15 protein-coding genes and 1 pseudogene are annotated in these 16,822 nt (G+C 35.4%); 10 read left to right on the top strand and 6 right to left on the bottom strand.

Annotated features, from left to right (window positions below; translation table 11 throughout):
- Positions 1-61 precede the first annotated feature (61 nt).
- The 4 genes from HUE87_RS00575 to HUE87_RS00560 are packed head-to-tail and all read left to right on the top strand — an operon-like array spanning position 62 to position 5,839.
- Positions 62-3,202, top strand: coding sequence for an efflux RND transporter permease subunit (locus HUE87_RS00575; RefSeq protein WP_194366821.1), 3,141 nt, complete (start codon positions 62-64; stop codon positions 3,200-3,202).
- Between the two features lie 2 nt (positions 3,203-3,204).
- Positions 3,205-3,819 carry a hypothetical protein gene (locus HUE87_RS00570; RefSeq protein WP_194366820.1) on the top strand — a complete coding sequence of 205 codons (615 nt, stop codon included), beginning with the start codon at positions 3,205-3,207 and terminating at the stop codon, positions 3,817-3,819.
- 1 nt (position 3,820) lies between these two features.
- A complete protein-coding gene (locus tag HUE87_RS00565) occupies positions 3,821-4,603 on the top strand; it encodes a GNAT family N-acetyltransferase (RefSeq protein ID WP_194366819.1) in 783 nt (260 codons plus the stop codon).
- A gap of 9 nt (positions 4,604-4,612) precedes the next feature.
- On the top strand, positions 4,613-5,839 hold the full coding sequence (locus HUE87_RS00560) for a DNA recombination protein RmuC (RefSeq protein ID WP_194366818.1): 1,227 nt from the start codon (positions 4,613-4,615) through the stop codon (positions 5,837-5,839).
- A gap of 5 nt (positions 5,840-5,844) precedes the next feature.
- Here the strand turns inward: HUE87_RS00560 and HUE87_RS00555 are convergent, their stop codons facing one another.
- From HUE87_RS00555 to HUE87_RS00545, 3 genes are read right to left on the bottom strand one after another with little or no spacing between them, the layout of a single operon-like run.
- Positions 5,845-7,503, bottom strand: a complete 1,659-nt coding sequence (locus tag HUE87_RS00555) for a GMC family oxidoreductase (RefSeq protein ID WP_194366817.1) — start codon at positions 7,501-7,503, stop codon at positions 5,845-5,847.
- Positions 7,500-8,003, bottom strand: a complete 504-nt coding sequence (locus HUE87_RS00550) for a gluconate 2-dehydrogenase subunit 3 family protein (protein ID WP_194366816.1) — start codon at positions 8,001-8,003, stop codon at positions 7,500-7,502. The genes HUE87_RS00555 and HUE87_RS00550 overlap by 4 nt, the downstream gene beginning before the upstream one ends.
- Positions 8,004-8,014: 11 nt before the next feature.
- On the bottom strand, positions 8,015-8,455 hold the full coding sequence (locus HUE87_RS00545) for an HvfX family Cu-binding RiPP maturation protein (protein ID WP_194366815.1): 441 nt from the start codon (positions 8,453-8,455) through the stop codon (positions 8,015-8,017).
- 210 nt (positions 8,456-8,665) lie between these two features.
- Between HUE87_RS00545 and HUE87_RS00540 the strand changes: the two genes are divergently transcribed.
- The 4 genes and pseudogenes from HUE87_RS00540 to HUE87_RS00525 all read left to right on the top strand — a co-directional run bounded on the left by HUE87_RS00540 (position 8,666) and on the right by HUE87_RS00525 (position 13,869).
- The gene (locus HUE87_RS00540; RefSeq protein WP_194366814.1) at positions 8,666-8,923 is read left to right on the top strand and encodes a hypothetical protein; all 258 of its coding nucleotides are present in this window, start codon (positions 8,666-8,668) and stop codon (positions 8,921-8,923) included.
- A 14-nt stretch (positions 8,924-8,937) separates the two neighbouring features.
- Complete coding sequence (locus tag HUE87_RS00535; protein ID WP_194366813.1) at positions 8,938-10,368, top strand: DUF3373 family protein; 1,431 nt, start codon at positions 8,938-8,940, stop codon at positions 10,366-10,368.
- Positions 10,369-10,390: 22 nt separating this feature from the next.
- A pseudogene (locus HUE87_RS12850) lies at positions 10,391-11,791 on the top strand (methyl-accepting chemotaxis protein); the annotation flags it as partial.
- Positions 11,792-12,330: 539 nt separating this feature from the next.
- Positions 12,331-13,869 carry a methyl-accepting chemotaxis protein gene (locus tag HUE87_RS00525; RefSeq protein ID WP_194366812.1) on the top strand — a complete coding sequence of 513 codons (1,539 nt, stop codon included), beginning with the start codon at positions 12,331-12,333 and terminating at the stop codon, positions 13,867-13,869.
- A 135-nt stretch (positions 13,870-14,004) separates the two neighbouring features.
- Here HUE87_RS00525 and HUE87_RS00520 read toward each other — a convergent pair whose 3' ends face one another.
- The 3 genes from HUE87_RS00520 to HUE87_RS00510 all read right to left on the bottom strand — a co-directional run bounded on the left by HUE87_RS00520 (position 14,005) and on the right by HUE87_RS00510 (position 15,953).
- Positions 14,005-14,418 (bottom strand): type 2 periplasmic-binding domain-containing protein, encoded by a 414-nt coding sequence (locus HUE87_RS00520; protein ID WP_194366811.1) that lies wholly within the window; start codon positions 14,416-14,418, stop codon positions 14,005-14,007.
- Positions 14,419-14,429: 11 nt separating this feature from the next.
- Positions 14,430-15,551, bottom strand: coding sequence for a hypothetical protein (locus HUE87_RS00515; RefSeq protein WP_194366810.1), 1,122 nt, complete (start codon positions 15,549-15,551; stop codon positions 14,430-14,432).
- A 108-nt stretch (positions 15,552-15,659) separates the two neighbouring features.
- The gene (locus HUE87_RS00510) at positions 15,660-15,953 is read right to left on the bottom strand and encodes a hypothetical protein (protein ID WP_194366809.1); all 294 of its coding nucleotides are present in this window, start codon (positions 15,951-15,953) and stop codon (positions 15,660-15,662) included.
- Between the two features lie 114 nt (positions 15,954-16,067).
- Here HUE87_RS00510 and HUE87_RS00505 point away from each other — a divergent pair, with 114 nt between their 5' ends.
- Positions 16,068-16,268, top strand: a complete 201-nt coding sequence (locus tag HUE87_RS00505) for a hypothetical protein (protein ID WP_194366808.1) — start codon at positions 16,068-16,070, stop codon at positions 16,266-16,268.
- A 2-nt stretch (positions 16,269-16,270) separates the two neighbouring features.
- A complete protein-coding gene (locus HUE87_RS00500) occupies positions 16,271-16,822 on the top strand; it encodes a GNAT family N-acetyltransferase (RefSeq protein ID WP_229855176.1) in 552 nt (183 codons plus the stop codon).

Raw genomic sequence — 16,822 nt, 5'->3', positions numbered from 1 at the left:
ACTACGCTAGCCGCTGAGGCACTAAAGCTAACTCCTAACGGAGTAGAAAAGAGAAAAAAAGATGATTGAAAAATTAATAGAATTTAGTATTAGAAATAAATTTTTAATACTAATGATGACACTGTTCCTTTCGATGGGGTCATACTATTCTTTAAAAAACACTCCGCTTGACGCACTCCCTGACTTATCTCCTCCGCAAGCAATTGTGCAGATAAATTGGCCAGGTCAATCTCCTGAGATTATTGAAGATCAGGGAACATACCCGTTGGTCTCTCAATTTTTGGCAATTGCTGATATTGACACAGTACGTGGATACTCTACTTATGAAAATGGTCTTATATATATTATTTTTAAAGAGGGGACAGATCTGTACTGGGCAAGAAGCCGTGTGCTTGAACAACTATCTTCCATACAGTCCCAACTACCTGCTTCAATGGCCGTTTCACTTGGTCCTGATGCTTCAGGCGTTGGCTGGGCCTACGAGTATGCACTAACTTCAAAAACAAAAAATTTAGCCGAGCTTAGAAGCCTGCAAGATTACTATTACAAATATGCACTTATGGGGGTAGACGGAGTCTCTGAAGTTGCTTCGATTGGTGGTTTTGTACCTACATATCAAGTAAGTGTAAACAATGACAACCTTGTCAGATATAACTTAAGCATAAACGATGTTGCAAGGGTTCTGAAGTCAAATAATAACGATACTGGTGGACGGATAGTTATTGAAAATGGTTTTGAGTGGATGGTTCAAGCAAAGGGTTACGTTCAAGATTTAGATGATATTAGAAAGCTTGTTGTAACTCAAAAAGGTGGCGTTGCCATTACTATTGGAGATATTGCACGAGTTGAACTAACACCTGCAGCTAGGCGTGGTGTAGCAGACTTAAACGGTGATGGTGAAGTTGTTGGAGGTATTGTACTGCTCCGCTATGGTGAAGATGTTTACTCTGCCATAAAGCGTATAGATAAAAAGATGAAAGAGCTAAAGATTGATGATGTTGATGTTATAACAACTTATGACCGTTCATCTTTAATAGAAAAAGCAGTAGATACACTTACAACAACACTTATCGAAGAGTCTATTATTGTTGTAGTTATTATTGGACTATTTTTGATGCACTTTCGCTCATCTCTAATTGTTTTAATAATACTCCCTCTAACTGTCGGTGCAACTTTCTTACTGATGTACTTATTTAATATTGGCTCAAATATTATGTCTTTAGGCGGAATTGCTATTGCCATAGGAGCGATGGTAGATGCCTCTATTGTTATGATAGAAAATGCTCATAAAATGTTACATAAGTTTGAGACAAAACAGGGCAGATTGCCAACAAATCAGGAGAGAATTGACATCATCTTAAAGTCTTCTCAACTTGTTGGTCGCCCAATATTTTTTGCTTTGGCACTTATTGTTGTCTCATTTTTTCCCATCTTTGCTCTCTCAGGTCAAGAGGGTCTACTTTTTACTCCTCTTGCATTTACAAAAACTTTTACAATGGGGGCAGGAGCAATTTTAAGCATCACTCTTGTGCCTGTGCTTATGATCTATTTTGTAAAGGGGAAAATCTTACCAGAAAACAAAAACCCTTTAAATAGATTTTTTATCTGGCTATACCACCCTATAATTGTTTATGGACTGAAGCTCAAATATCTTGTTATTATTCTTGTTGTCGCTTCACTTGGTTACATGTACCCGCTTTACAAAAATTTAAAATGGGAATTTATGCCTATGCTTAATGAGCAAAGCTTTATGTATATGCCTGTAACTCCCTATGGAATCTCTATAGACCAGTCTAAAGCTTTAACACAAAAAACAGATAAAATAATCAAGTCTTTTCCAGAAGTTGAGACTGTTTTTGGTAAAGGTGGACGTGCGAGTACGGCAACTGATCCAGCACCTTTAGGAATGCTGGAGACTATTATAACTCTTAAACCACAGAGTGAGTGGCGAGAGGGAATGACCTATACAAAATTAAGAGAAGAGATGGAAGCGGCTCTCCAAATTCCGGGACTTATCAACTCGTGGACTTACCCTATTCGTGGGCGTATAGATATGCTTTTAAGTGGCATTCGTACACCTCTTGGGATTAAACTATACGGTCAAACTCCAGACGGACTTCAAAAATATGGAAAAATAATTGAGGAAAAGCTTCGCGGTTTCAATAAAACTCTATCGGTTTTTGCTGATCAGGCAAGTGCTGGATACTATGTAGATATAGAGATAGACGAAGAGGCTCTTCAACGTTATGGTTTAGCAAAAGATGCACTACTTGAATACACATCTCTAGCTATTGGCGGTATGAAAATTTCCACCATGTATAAAGGTCTAGAACGTTACCCTATTACTCTTCGTTTGGATGAGAGTGAGAGACGAGGGGTTGATAGCATTAAAGATATTCAGATTAAAACTAAACTGGGCTTTGTTCCACTATCAACTTTTGCAGAGATTGGATACAGGCAAAGTGCTTCTGTTATTAAGTCTGAGATGGCAACCCCTGTTACATTTGTGTATATCACACCAAATGATGGTATTACCGCATCAGAGTACAAAGCAGAAGCTCAAAAACTAATCGATGAGATTAATTTTGATTCTGGCTATTATGTAGAGTGGGCTGGGCAGTCTGAGTATCTAGAGTCAGCTATGGCTAAAATAGTTTGGATTATACCTGCTGTTTTACTTAGTATTTTAGTTCTTATATATTTCGCGCTTAAAGAGATGGTTCCGACACTTATTGTATTTTTAACCCTTCCTTTTGCTCTTTTAGGTGGCTTAATATATATAGACATGTTGAACTTTGCCATGAGTATAGCCGTAATTGTCGGCTTTTTAGCACTCCTTGGTGTGGCGGCTGAAACTGCTATTGTTATGATTGTTTACCTGCAAGAGAGCGTCCATGAGTCTAAAGAGAAGTATGGCATTGAATTTAATCTTATACACCTAAACAAAGCGATATACGAGGGGGCGGTACAAAGAGTCAGACCTAAACTGATGACAGTATTTTCACTTCTTGCCGGACTTGCCCCAATCATGTACTCACATGGAGTAGGGAGTGAAGTTATGCAGAGAATAGCTGCACCAATGTTAGGCGGAGCCATCTCTTCTGCTATACTGAGCTTGATAATTATCCCTATTTTATATGAGCTATATGCAAGAAAAGAACTCTCAAATAAAAAAAATGAACTTGAAAATATCGAGGAGTAAGAATGATAAAAATTAAAATACTTTTATTGATTACACTAACACTGCTTGTATTAAGCGGGTGTGGTGAGAAAAAAGAAGAGAGCAAAGCTGCTCCTGGCATGAAATGTGGTGCTGGAAAATGTGGCGCAAATATGTTTGATGGAAACTCCGCTTTAGCTAAAAAGAAAAATAATATACTCTCTCAAATGCGTGAAAAAGATTCACGAAAAGATTGTGTAATGAAAGCAAAAACAACAAAAGAAGCATACGATTGTGTCCGAGATCCTAACGGTAAGAAGCTTATTTTAAAATGTGGCACAGGCAAATGTGGAGCAGCCCCTGTCATGAAATGTGCTGCTGGCAAGTGTGGTGCTTCTATGAACGAGCCTAAGCCTAAAAAAGAGGCTCCAAAAGAAGCTGCCATGAAATGCGCTGCTGGTAAATGCGGTGCTTCAATGAATGAGCCTAAACCTAAGAAGGAAGCTCCAAAAGAGGCTGCAATGAAATGTGCTGTTGGCAAATGCGGTGCTTCTATGAATGAACCTAAATCTAAAAAAGAAGTTCCAAAAGAAGTTCCAAAAGAGGCTCCGAAAGAACCTGCCATGAAATGCGCTGTTGGCAAGTGTGGTGCAATGTAGTTTGCTAAACATAAGAGAGCTAAGGCAGAGTGAACTTGTATCTTTTTTCAACTCTTTTAAACTTGAAGGATTTACTAATAATGTTAGTCACATAAAGTGTCTTAACAAATCTTATCCAAATGATTTTTTTATAGCTTACAAAGATAAAGAATTGGTTGGTTTTGTCTTAGCTATAAAAGAGAGTGAAAAATTTGGAAGACTGAGTAATCTCCTTATTCTAAAAAAATTTCGCTCACAAGGGTTTGGCAAGGAGCTTCTAAATTTTGCAAAAAAACATTTAGATGGATGCCAGATTGCTATTGACTGCATTCAAGGCAAAGAACAAATCTATGAAGCTGTTGGTTTTAAAGCCTACTTTGAAACATCTCTTTTCTCTTTTAATTCAGGACAAACACAAGCACCTAAATCAAATATAACCGTTAGCAATGTTAGTGAAAGCTCTTTTTTAGAGCACAATCTAAAACTAAACTATTTAAAAAAACAGTCTTATACATCTTGTTTATTTAAAAAAAGCACTCTATGCAAAGGGGTCTATAATGAAGACTCCCTTTCATCCTATGCAATTTTACTGCCCTACAAAGATGGGTATCAGATTGTTTTATCCTCAAATGAAATAAATGAAGCACTTGCTCTTATATATCACCTCTCTAAAGATTTAAACAAAGCAACTTCTATCTATATAGAAGTTCCACAAACAGAACAACTTCTCCTTAGAATAGTTAAGCTACATGACATGGAAATAGTTTCTACAACAACAAATATGTATAATAAGATTTTAAATTAGGATATATATATGATAGAAACACTTTACTTACTTATTGGAATGATTTTTGGAACACTTGCTACTTGGCTTGTAGCAGTAAAAAGTATAAAAAACTCTCTTAATGAAGAGACTAAAAAAGTTGCAGCACTCTCAAGTGAAAATGCTGTTTTACACGAGCGAATAAGTGGAATAAACCAGATGAGTCAAGAGAAAATAGATTTACTTGAGAGAAATAAAGAGCAGATGAAACTAGAGTTCAAAGATTTAGCAGACAAAATACTCGAGTCTAATTCACAAAAGTTCTCTACACAAAACCAAGAAAATATAAATAAGATGATAAACCCGATGAGAGAGCAGTTCAACGAGTTTAAAAAGCAGATTGATGATGTTTATATAAAAGAGGCGAAAGACCGCTCTATGCTTCAAGCAGAGATAAAAAGTATCAAAGAGATTAACCATCAAATGAGTCAAGATGCTAAAAACCTCACCAAAGCATTAAAAGGAGAGAGTAAGACTCAAGGTGTATGGGGTGAGATGATTCTAGAGAGTGTTCTTGAAAACTCCGGCTTAAGGCTTGGAAAAGAGTATAAGCGTGAAGTAAGCTTAGAACATGAGAGTGATGGAAGTCGTTATAGACCTGACGTAATAGTTCACCTGCCAGACACTAGAGATATTATAATTGACGCAAAAACTTCACTAACTGCATATGAGCAGTATACGTCATGTGATAATGACAAGGATAAAGAGACTTTTTCCAATCTACATGTAGCATCTATGAAAAAGCATATCAAGGAGTTAAGCGACAAAGATTACACCTCTCTTAAAGGTGTTGAAACACTAGACTTTATCTTTATGTTTGTCCCAATTGAGTCTGCTTTGCTGATGGCTATGGAGTATGACAGCACACTTTTTGACCACGCCTTTAAAAAAAATATCATCTTAGTTGGTCCAACTACACTTATGGTCTCCCTTCGTGCAGTTGAAAATAGTTGGAAGTATGAGCATCAGCAGAGAAATGCCCAAGAGATAGCAAAGAGAGCCGGTCTTTTATTTGATAAGTTTGCAGGGTTTGTGGAGAGCATTGAGAGGCTTGGAAAACAGATAATGACTGTGCAAAAAACTTATGATGAGGCTTACTCAAAAATGCATCTAGGTGCAGGAAGCATTACAAGCCAATTTCAAAAGCTGGAAAAACTTGGAGCTGCTGCAAGCAAAGAGTTACCTGCACATGTAAGCAAAATGGCAGAAGAGGAGTAGCCCTCTTAGCCTTCCAGAGAGCCAAGTATAGCATCTGCAACTCTAAAAGAGTTTGCATAAATAGTCCATGTATATGGGACACTCCCACCTGTTGGCATAAAACTAGCATCTGTCACATAAAGATTATTCAGCTCATGAGCCTTACAGTTTAAATCCAAAACTGATGTTTTAGGATTTATTCCAAACCTGCATCCGCCAGCCACCAGATTTGGAGGGGGAGATGCTGAAATATTTACGGATATATCTTCTGCCCCCATCATCTGTAAAACAATTTTTGCTTTTTTTGCTAAATACTCACCTACCTCGATATCCCTAGGATGTGAGTAGAGATTTATAGCTCCAACTTTTACACCATACTTGTCTTTTACTTTATCATCTATGGTTACATTGCAGTAATCAGTTGGCAACCAATCGTTAAAAACTTCAAACGTCAAAACTCTTGAAGTTGTAAGATTTTTGTGTATCTTTTCTTGAAGTTCCCTGCCCCATAAAAGATGTCCGTTGTCACCATACATCTCTCTGCTGGCACGACTTATAATATTTGCATGTTCAAATAAAAAGTCTATAGTCCCGCCTTTGTACTTTTTCTCTCTGTGTTCGTACTCGTACCAATCCTGCAAAGAACGGTTAAAAAAGAGTCCTGGTTCCATTAACTCTTTGCGTTGTTCAGCTGTAAGTGATTCGAATCTTATTCTACCTGTTCCGCTTCCACCTGCAGAAAAAATAAGATTTTTTCCAACCTCTCCACTGTTGTTTGCCAATCCTTTTGGAAAGTAGACATTTTTAGAGTTTAAAAGAAGTCTTGATGTCTCTATTGCCTGCGCAGCAACTACAAATATTTTCGCCTCAACGGTGTGACTCTTAAGATTTTTGTCATAATAGTGTGCTTTAGTTATTTTACTTTTATTGCTATCAAGTTTATACACAAACGCATCTGTAACTATTTTTGCACTGCATTTTTGAAGTAGTGCAGCCCTAGCACTCCCCTTAGCTCCAGTTGCACAACCATAACTTCCGCAAAAGTTAGAATATGAACAACCATTTCTACCTAGTGCATTATGTGGTAAAACAGCTCTTGGCGTTGGTATACTTTCATATCCCAACCTTCTACATGTATGATCAAACCATTTAGTAGCACCATTGACCTCCAGCATTGGATATGGAAAATTTTTTGTTGAGCGAGGCTCAAGAAATTTATGTTTTTTAGCATCTCCAGATACTCCAATAATCTCTTCAACCTTTGTATAGTATGGTTCTAAATCTTCATAGCTTATAGGCCAATCAACAACATTTGCTCCATCTATCTCACCAAACTTGCTTCTTAGACGAAAATCATTTGGTTTCATCCTATGGAAATAACCGCTCATCAGATTTGAGGAACCGCCAACCATTGATCCGTTCCAAAAATTCCAGTTATATTCACTCCCCACATATCTCGTAACAGAGCCATCTTTTTCTCTGTCGTTTATTACATGTTGTTCATCTTTTAAAAGTGGAGTGAAGAGAGACCTTCTACTAACAGCTATCTCATCTTTAGAGAAATCTTCTTCTTTATAATTAGAACCTTTTTCCAAAACTATTACTTTATAACCGGCATTAGACAGCTCATATGCTATTGGTGAACCACCAGCGCCACTACCTACTATACATATGTCAAACTTCACAAAAGTTCCTTTTTTGGTCTTGGTAATCCAGATTTGTGATTTAGCCATTTCCAGCCTATCTCACCTTTGTTGCCGCCATAAATTGGATCGCCAAGCATAGCTTCAAAGATATAACCCATAATTGTTTTAATCCAACTCTCTCCCCAATCTGTATCTGCTATATCTTGAAGTGTCTCTTGCCGTTGTTGCCATGAGAGTGCTGAGTATAGTTTTTTATATTTAGTAACTGCCTCTTCATTGAGCCACTTAACTCCATCTTTTATAAAAGCTTTATCTTCGTCTGTTACACGGGAGTGAGATAGTATCTTAGTTAAGCAATACGTTGCGTTTATATCTTTTACATGTGGGAACAATGGAGTTGACGGAAATAAGTCACGCTGTACCAAAGAAATGGTTTGCATGGGAGTAACCACGCCAAAGAGTTCACTCCCATAAGTAACAAATACAATTGAGCTAAGAAAGCTATTTTTTAAAAATAGTCTGCGTGAATTAAAAATCATTGTTTATTATACTAATTTTTCTCACCAAATATCAATCTATCTAAACTATATTTCCCCGCTCCATTGGAAACAAAGATAAATAAAAATATCATATAGTAGAGTGGTATCTCAAATCCATTCTCTCCTGCTGCAAATCCATGCGGTAGATGTACTGTTACTATTGCTACAATCATAACAACGATAAGTGGTAAAGAAATGGCTCTAGTAAAGAGGCCTAAAGTAAGTAACACTACCCCGACAATCTCTGTTGTAGCTGCCATGTAAGCATTTAAAAGAGGAAGAGGAATCCCCATTGAACCAAACCACTCAGCAATTTTTTCAATACTTCCCCATTTCATCATAGCCGGCTCATAAAATCCGTAAGCAACTATTAGCCTTGCTATAAGCAAAGAAAGTGGTTTAAATAAATCGCCAACATGTGAAAAATTCATATATAATTCTTTGAGTTTCATAATAAACTCCTATTTTTAATATCTGTAAAATTATACTACTAGCGTGTGTACTCTCTGTGTAGTTAGTGTGATAAGTTTTATTTATATTAAACAACTGAATATAATACTTTAAGTTGAGTGTACCTGAAATATACCTTAATGCCTTAAAAGTAAGGTTCTTTTTAGTTATTCTATATATAATGTAATAATATAATTACAAAGGGAGTGCGAATGAAAATTTTTCGTTTATTATTAGCCCTATCTGTTATTGCTTCTTTAGCTTTTGCAGGTGGCAAAGAACTTGCAGTTCAACTTGGTTTAAACCCTAGTTCAAAGGCAATAAAACAGTGGGAAAAAATCTTTACAAAAGATAGAAAGATGAAAAAACTAGGCATAGACAAATTGTCTGATGCAGATAAAAATGCTTTAAAAAAGTATTTAACAAGTCATGCGGCAGATTCTGATCATCCAGAAGCGGCGGGAATGTAATCATGGAGTATAAAATGAAAAAAGTAATAAAATTAAGTTTAGCAGCATCTATGTTAGCTTTAGCAATGAATGCAAATGCTTCAGACGATATAAATTCAAAAATAGATAGTCTTCAAAAGCAGATAAATGAACTAAAAAACTCTCAACTTGACACTAGTGATGCACTTGAAGAGCGTATTGATGAGGTTGAAACTGCCACATTAACTGATAAGATAAAGTTTGGTATTGAATTTCGTACACAAGTAAATAATTTTGACATAGAAGATGCTGCAGGTACTAGTTCATCAGATAGCAACATATGGTCAAACCGTTTAAGACTGAATATGGGTTCTGATATTACAGATGATATGAAGTTTACAGGCCGTCTTAGTATGTATAAAAACTGGTCTGATTCAAATATTAATCTATTCTCCGGAATGGATCCAATGCAGGGGAGAAGACCTTCAGACAGTGGTGTTTTTGTTGAGAGAGCATATATTGACTGGACTGTTGCAGAAGGTGCAGTTCCTGTAACTTTAACAATAGGTCGTCAGCCAAGTTCAGATGGACCTTCTCATCAGTTTAAAGACAATACTGTTCGTAAGTCAACATACTCAGCACTTAGTTTTGATGGAGCAGCAGATGGAATTGTTGCAACTGTTAATCTGCAAAAAGTAAGTGGCATTGACGGAATGGCACTTAGAGTCGGTTACGGAAAAGGTTATCAAGATAGCTCGGAGATGAGTTATGTAGGAAATCCTGGAGGAACTAACGATACTAACGTTCTTGGTATTTTCTTAGATACAGGCTTAGGTATAGAGGGTTCACTTCTGCAACTTAGTGCCGTACAAGCTACTGATGTTGTATCTAACACTACCAATATAGCAGGTGAAGATACTAATACTAATATCGGTGATGTTGCACTCTACACAGCAATGGTAGAGTTAACAGATATCGCTAAAAGCGGTTTTGATATTTTTGCCCACTATGCTATTTCACAAAGTAAACCAAATGGCGACTCTGGCTTAATGGCTACAGATACGGACAATAATGGTATTCCTGACACGAATGTACCGATGGGACTTTTAAGTCATGGCGTAATTGGTACTGATAAAAAAACCGGTAACGCTTTTTGGTTAGGTACTAGATACACTATGCCTATAGAGTCTATGAACAACCCTCGTATTGGTCTTGAATATAATCAAGGGAGTAAAAACTGGTTTAGCTTTACTCAAGGTTCAAACTCTGTAACAAACAAGCTTGCAACTCGCGGTAGTGCTGTTGAAGTTTACTATATTCAACCTATCAACCGTTATGCACATATTCGTCTAGGTGCGGAGATGATTGATTATGAATACACTGGAACTGGTTACCAAATAGGGGCTCCAATGGAAGTTTCTAGTATGGGTGCTATGGCTACAGATAAATTAAATAATTACTACTTATTATTTAATGTAGCTTATTAATAAAACGCAATAGGAGCAAAAGATGTTGATGGAATTAATAAATAGGCTAACTATTAAATTTAGAATTCAAAATATAGTTTTTTGGGGCTTATTTTTTCTTGCTGTTACTACTGCTGTGAGCTATAATGCTTTTAGCACTACTAAAGAGAATTTTGAACACTTGAAATCAAAGCAACTACGTCTTATTAGTATAACTAACAATGTAAGTGATTCTATCGCATCATTGCAAAATATCTTTTTAACAGCTGCTTCATCACAGCTGGCACTTCAAAGTGACTACAGAACTAAAAATGATAAAACTCAAAAAGATATAACAAACTCTATTTCACTACTTAAAGAGCTTTCAGCAGAAAATGAATTTTCTGAGTTAAAAAAGATAATCAAGAATATAGAGCTTAGAACAAAGGCACTAGGCACTATAGGTATAGGGATGGTTGAAGAATTTACAGATCCAGAGGCAGATTCTGAGGATAGAGTTGATGCTATTAGTTCTTATAACTCTGTTGCTCTAAAAACAAAAGAAGAGTTATGCCATCTTATTAGATTTTCAAATGATTCCTTAAATGGGCAGATAAAAATGTTTGGAGAATACTTAAGTAGCACTCAAACAGAAATTCTTCTTATTGCATTAATAGCCTTTATATTACATATCTCTATTAGTACGGTATTTGGTCTACTAATTCAAAAATCACTGGATGGCTTGCAAGTAGATGTAGAAGGCATAGAGAGAGATAAAGATTTTACATTTATTAAAGATTTACTAAATAACAATGAAATTTCAAATGTTTATTCAAAATTAAATAGCCTGATTTCATCTACTCAAGAAGCGATAAACGATTCTAAAGGTAGTGCTGATGACAACAGAAGAGTTGTTGATGGAATTGATGCTCATTTTGTTGAAATGACTACAAGCATGGACAACACGGCAAGCATAATAAAAGAAACAACTCAATTTGGTGAACAAACTGTTGTAATGATTAAAGAGGCAACGGATGATGCGGATGCTGTAAGAGATGATATTGCTAAAGTAAGCCGAATTTTAAGCGATGCGAGTAAAAATATTGTAAAGATGATAGAAGAAGTACATAAAAGTGCAGAAATTGAAATGAGCTTAGTAGATGACCTCTCAGCCTTAAGTAATGATGCACAGCAAATCACCGAAGTACTTAGCATTATAAGTGATATTGCTGATCAAACTAACCTTCTTGCTTTAAATGCAGCTATAGAAGCTGCACGTGCTGGTGAGCATGGACGTGGCTTTGCTGTTGTTGCTGATGAAGTTAGAAAACTAGCAGAAAGAACACAAAAAAGTTTAGTAGAGATTAACTCTACTGTTAGCGTTATAGTTCAAGCTATTAATGAAGCAAGTGAGAAAATGAGCTCAAACAGTGAAAACATCCAAAATATAACAGATATCTCATCAACTGCGAAAGATCAAATAGAAAATACTGTTACGACCATGAATGAAACAACAGTTGCAATGAATACATCGCTTGATGCTCTTACTAAAACTGGGGACAGTACGAATTATATTATCAATAAAATTGGTGAAATCAGTGTGGAGGTTAACAATAATGTTAATACAACTAAGGTAATCTCTGATGAGATGAAAGTTCTTGATAATAATGCAAAAGCATTAACTCAAAAACTATCTCAATTTAAAACTTAATTTCAATTTCTATCATATTTTATTCATTGGCGAAGATTTACCAATGAACAAGAATTATATAAATTTAAACTTATATATTAACTGTATCATTGTAAATTCAAAAGAACTTTATAATTAAACTTTTACTGAGCTAAGTTTAAAAAATAATAACTATAATAAACTGAATATAAATAAAATTAACATATTTTAAATACTTATAATAAATACACCAAAATATATCTAGATTGCAATACTACTTAAGTAAGAATATAATATAATTATGCATATTATTTATGTTATATATAAGGACAATCATGAAAAAGATTATAACTGTTCGTTCAAAAATACTAGCACCTTTTATATTTATCAGTATATTAGCAGCCATAGTAAATATATACTATTTCTCATCCAAACAGATTGAGCAGATAGATAAAACGTTCGTAGAGCGAGTTGAGAAAAGTTCTGCTTACCTAAACCTAGGATTAAGCTTATCACTGGGAACAGGCAATATGCTTGGAGCAAAACGAACAACAGACTACTATAAAGAAGATGAAGAGTTGGCTTTTATCTATATTCTTGACGAAGAAAATGAATTTTTCACAAAAATCAATGATTTACCTGAAGGGATAGACGAAAAAAAACTTCTAGAACTTAAAGACAATGCTATTGCTGAGATAAATGGGGTAATTATAAAACGTTCTCGTATGGAGTACGATAAAGAATTTTTAGGTACAAGTTTTATTGCCTATAAGACAGACAGTCGTGGAGGAAGTGTGCGCTCTACTATCCTTAGTGCTGTAATACTTATCTCAATTCTACTTATAATTAATGTAGCTGTGTTAATTTACATCATACGCCATACAATTTCAAATCCATTAAATATTATTCTTGAGAGAGTTAAGCTTATTTCAGAAGGAGATCTTGCAACTCAAAGTAATATAAAAGGCAATGATGAGTTTGCACAATTATCTGACTATTTCAATACTGCTATGCATAATCTTAGCACTATGGTAAACGATGCTAAATCTCTAAGTGATGAGAACAACTCTGTTTCATCAAACCTTTCAAATACATCTGATATTATGAAAAAACTGACTCTTAAATCTGCTACTTTAGTTGAAACTGCTGCAACTAATGGGTCAATTATTCAATCTAAACTTCAAGACTCCGTTTTAGCGTCTCAAGAAGCTAGAGATGAGGCTATAGAAGTTGGAAAAAAACTTGAAGAAGCCAGAGGCGGAGTACTGGACATGATTACACGAGTACAGCACTCAGCAGAAGTAGAAACAGAGATGGTTGGGCGTCTACAAGAACTTAGCTCAGAAGCAACTCAGGTTAAGGAGGTTCTATCAGTGATTTCTGATATTGCAGACCAAACAAATCTTTTGGCACTTAATGCAGCCATTGAAGCAGCAAGAGCAGGTGAACATGGACGTGGATTTGCAGTTGTTGCAGATGAAGTTAGAAAACTAGCAGAGAGAACTCAAAAAAGTTTAGTTGATATTCACTCTACAATTAATGTTATAGTGCAGTCAATCACAGATACAAGTGCAACTATTAGTCTAAATTCAAAACAGGTAGATGAACTTAGCAATGTCTCAATTAATGTTGAGCAGATGATTAATGAAACTTCACATATTATGCAAAATGCGATTGTAACAGCGGAATCATCTCTAAAAGATATTGTACAAATGAAAGAAGATACCGGTAGTGTTGTAACAGAAATAACACAAGCTAACGAGTCTGTTTCGCAAACCTCACATAATATATCAGAAGTTTCAAATGCAGCGGATACACTAGATAAACTAAGCCAAGACTTGAAAGATAAACTTTCTGCATTTAAAACTGACTAATACATCATCTCTGATATGTTGGTAGAAATACTCTTTATTTTCTATCTAGAATAAGCTATATTTTGTAATTTTAGTTGAAGGATTGAGAAGAGAAAGAGAACTAACACACCAAACTAATGATGTGTTAGTATTTAATTATTTAACTGTGTAAACAACTTTAACGTCAGCTGTAACATCAGCACTATCAGCATAGCCAATCATATTTTTATTGTTTTTGATTAGACCTACTACATCTGAGCTTGAACCAACTTTTTTAGGAGCTTCTGCTTTACCTGTAAAAGTAAGTTTTACCCAGTACTTATTCATCTTAACAGCACTTTTACCAGCAACTGCTTTATAAAATGCTTCGTAAGCTGGATTCTTTGAATCTTGATCAACTGGAACAGCACTCTCTCCATTTGGAAAGCTTTTTGTCTTTGCTAAGAAGATTTTTTTCACTTGACTTACATCTAAACTATCAACACCTGAGCCAGGGTTAACGATAACAACAGTTGAAGCTAAAACTGAAGAAGCTAAAACTGCTGTTGTAATAATACTTTTTATAAACATTTTTTATTTCCTTAAAATATAATATTCCATGCAACAGTGTAAAGATTTGTTACACCATATCCATCAGCACTTGTTTTTGCTTTTTCGTCTTGTCTTAACCACTCACCCTTAAGTGCTGAATGATCATTAATCTCATAACGAAGTCCAACAGATGTACTTGTTAAATCACGCTCAAAAGTTGGAATATAATTGTTTCCAGTTTTATCAGAAGTAGCTTCTTGAGCAGCATAAGTAATAGTTGGGGTGTAATCACCAAATCTATAACCGGCAGTTGCATACCAACCATCTACATTATCAGCGAATGGAGATTGTTTGCCAGTTTGATCTGCACCAATATCTCTATTTGCAAATTCAGCAACAAATAGATAGTTATTGTAATCAACAAAGACACCAGCACTAATAAATGTATTAATTGCATTACTTATTAAAAATTTTGGATTTCCATTAGTGCTATCAACAACACTTTGATTACTTCTTAAGTACCCTGCACGGATTTTAAAGTCATCACTTCCAAGAGAAACATCTATACCATAACGGTTGTCAAATTGAAAATCCAATGTAAAGCCAGCTTTAGTAAAAATATCAGTTGTTAAGTTACCGTAGTAGATATTTGCTCCAAGTGTAATCTCATCTGTGATTTCATATTGGTAATCAACATTTACACCGTCTATGTAGTTAATTGGAATCATACTGTAGATTTCTAATGGTGGTCTTGTCCAAACATAACTGTAACCAATATCTTGAGTGTTTGAATAGAGGTAGATTGCTGGTCTAAAACGTCCAGCTTGAACTGTTAGATGATCACTTAGGCTATAGTTGATATATGCCCACTCTAAATTAACTACTTGGTCATCAACATCGTTAAAACGACTTATAATTTGAACTGCAGCAGTCATTTTACTATCTATTTTAGAATTAAACTGAACACCAAAAACTGAATCTGGCTGAAATTTTATTTTGTCACCGTTACTTTCAGCATTTTTTTTAGTGTTTTTGTATCCGGCAACATTTGTATCTTTTCTGCTACTTTTTCCAGCTGCGATTGTACCGAAACCACTTACTGAAACATCAACTGCGTAAGCTGATGTAGACAGAAGTGCGGCACTCATCGAAAGTGCTATTTTCTTTTTCATACTTTCCCCTTGTAATTTTAATATTATACAAGGGGAATTATATCAAAGATTTATTATAAAGCAAACATTACATTATATTACTAACCATATATAACTAAATTTATTGACTCAACCGCACTTACCTGTGCCGCATTTCATTGCGCCTTTTTCACCGCCGCATTTCATTGTCCCTTTTTTACCATCTTCGCACTTAGTTCCATCACAGTCTTTAATGTCACAGTTCTTATCAGCACACTTATTTGCAGCTTTCATTGAGTCGCCACACTTGCCCGCACCACATTTCATTGATTCCTTAGGAGCTTGTTTTTCTGCTCCACCACACTTAGCACTTAGGGTTGTAACGCCAACGCCTGTAAATAGAACTGCACCTAGCAATAGTGCCGATAGTTTTAGAGTCTTCATTATTTTTCCTTATATTTTGGTATAAAAATTATATATTATAAGTGTGTAGTGTTTGTGTAAAGAGCAAATAGTTTTGTAGTATAATAACATCAACAATAATCATTAAGGACAATTATGAGAGAGCCCGTAGAAGAGTTAGAATCAAGACTTGAGAGAGCATTACTAAGTATAGAGAACATTGCTGAAAAGGTTGCTGATAAAAAGATGGATGCGTATGAAGGTTTCATGGAGACTGAAAAATATAGAGATGTCATAGTGGAGATTGGGTATAAGCTTAAAGAAGTAGGTATTGATATAACTACAAGAACTGAGTAGTTTTGAGCATAGCACTATATTTTCTCCGTTCAACAGAACAAAAAATTGCAGAGGATATGCTCCACTTTGCTTATCGCTTAGATGAAGTTGCAAAAACTGTAGATGATTTTTGTGAACTTGAAAAATATACCCAAAACTATGGACTAACAAACAGGGACTTGGGACTATATGCCCTCAAAGAGAATAAAATTGCCGGGGCAATCTGGCTGCGTCTGCTGAACAAAGATGATAATTCTAACGGATATATAAATGATAATACCCCCATATTGACCATCGGAGTTAAGCCAGAGTTTAGAGGAGAAGGGATAGGTTCTTCAATGCTTGAGCAACTCATCTTGGAAGCAGGCTCACTATATGAAAATATAAGCGTAAGTGTTTTGAACAATAACAAAACAGTTAGTTACTTTGAAAAATTTGGTTTTTGCAAGATAGAAGAGTCACGCGCTAAAAGTCCAACTGATGGATCTGAAGTCATAACTATGATAAAACAAATATCTAAAGAGTCAGTAAAACGACCTAGTGACGGCTATGACCCTAGGAAATGGATGGACTAA

Origin of the sequence: Candidatus Sulfurimonas marisnigri (assembly GCF_015265475.1) — a bacterium.
Classification (GTDB): domain Bacteria; phylum Campylobacterota; class Campylobacteria; order Campylobacterales; family Sulfurimonadaceae; genus Sulfurimonas; species Sulfurimonas marisnigri.
This window is presented reverse-complemented; position numbering and strand designations above follow the sequence as displayed.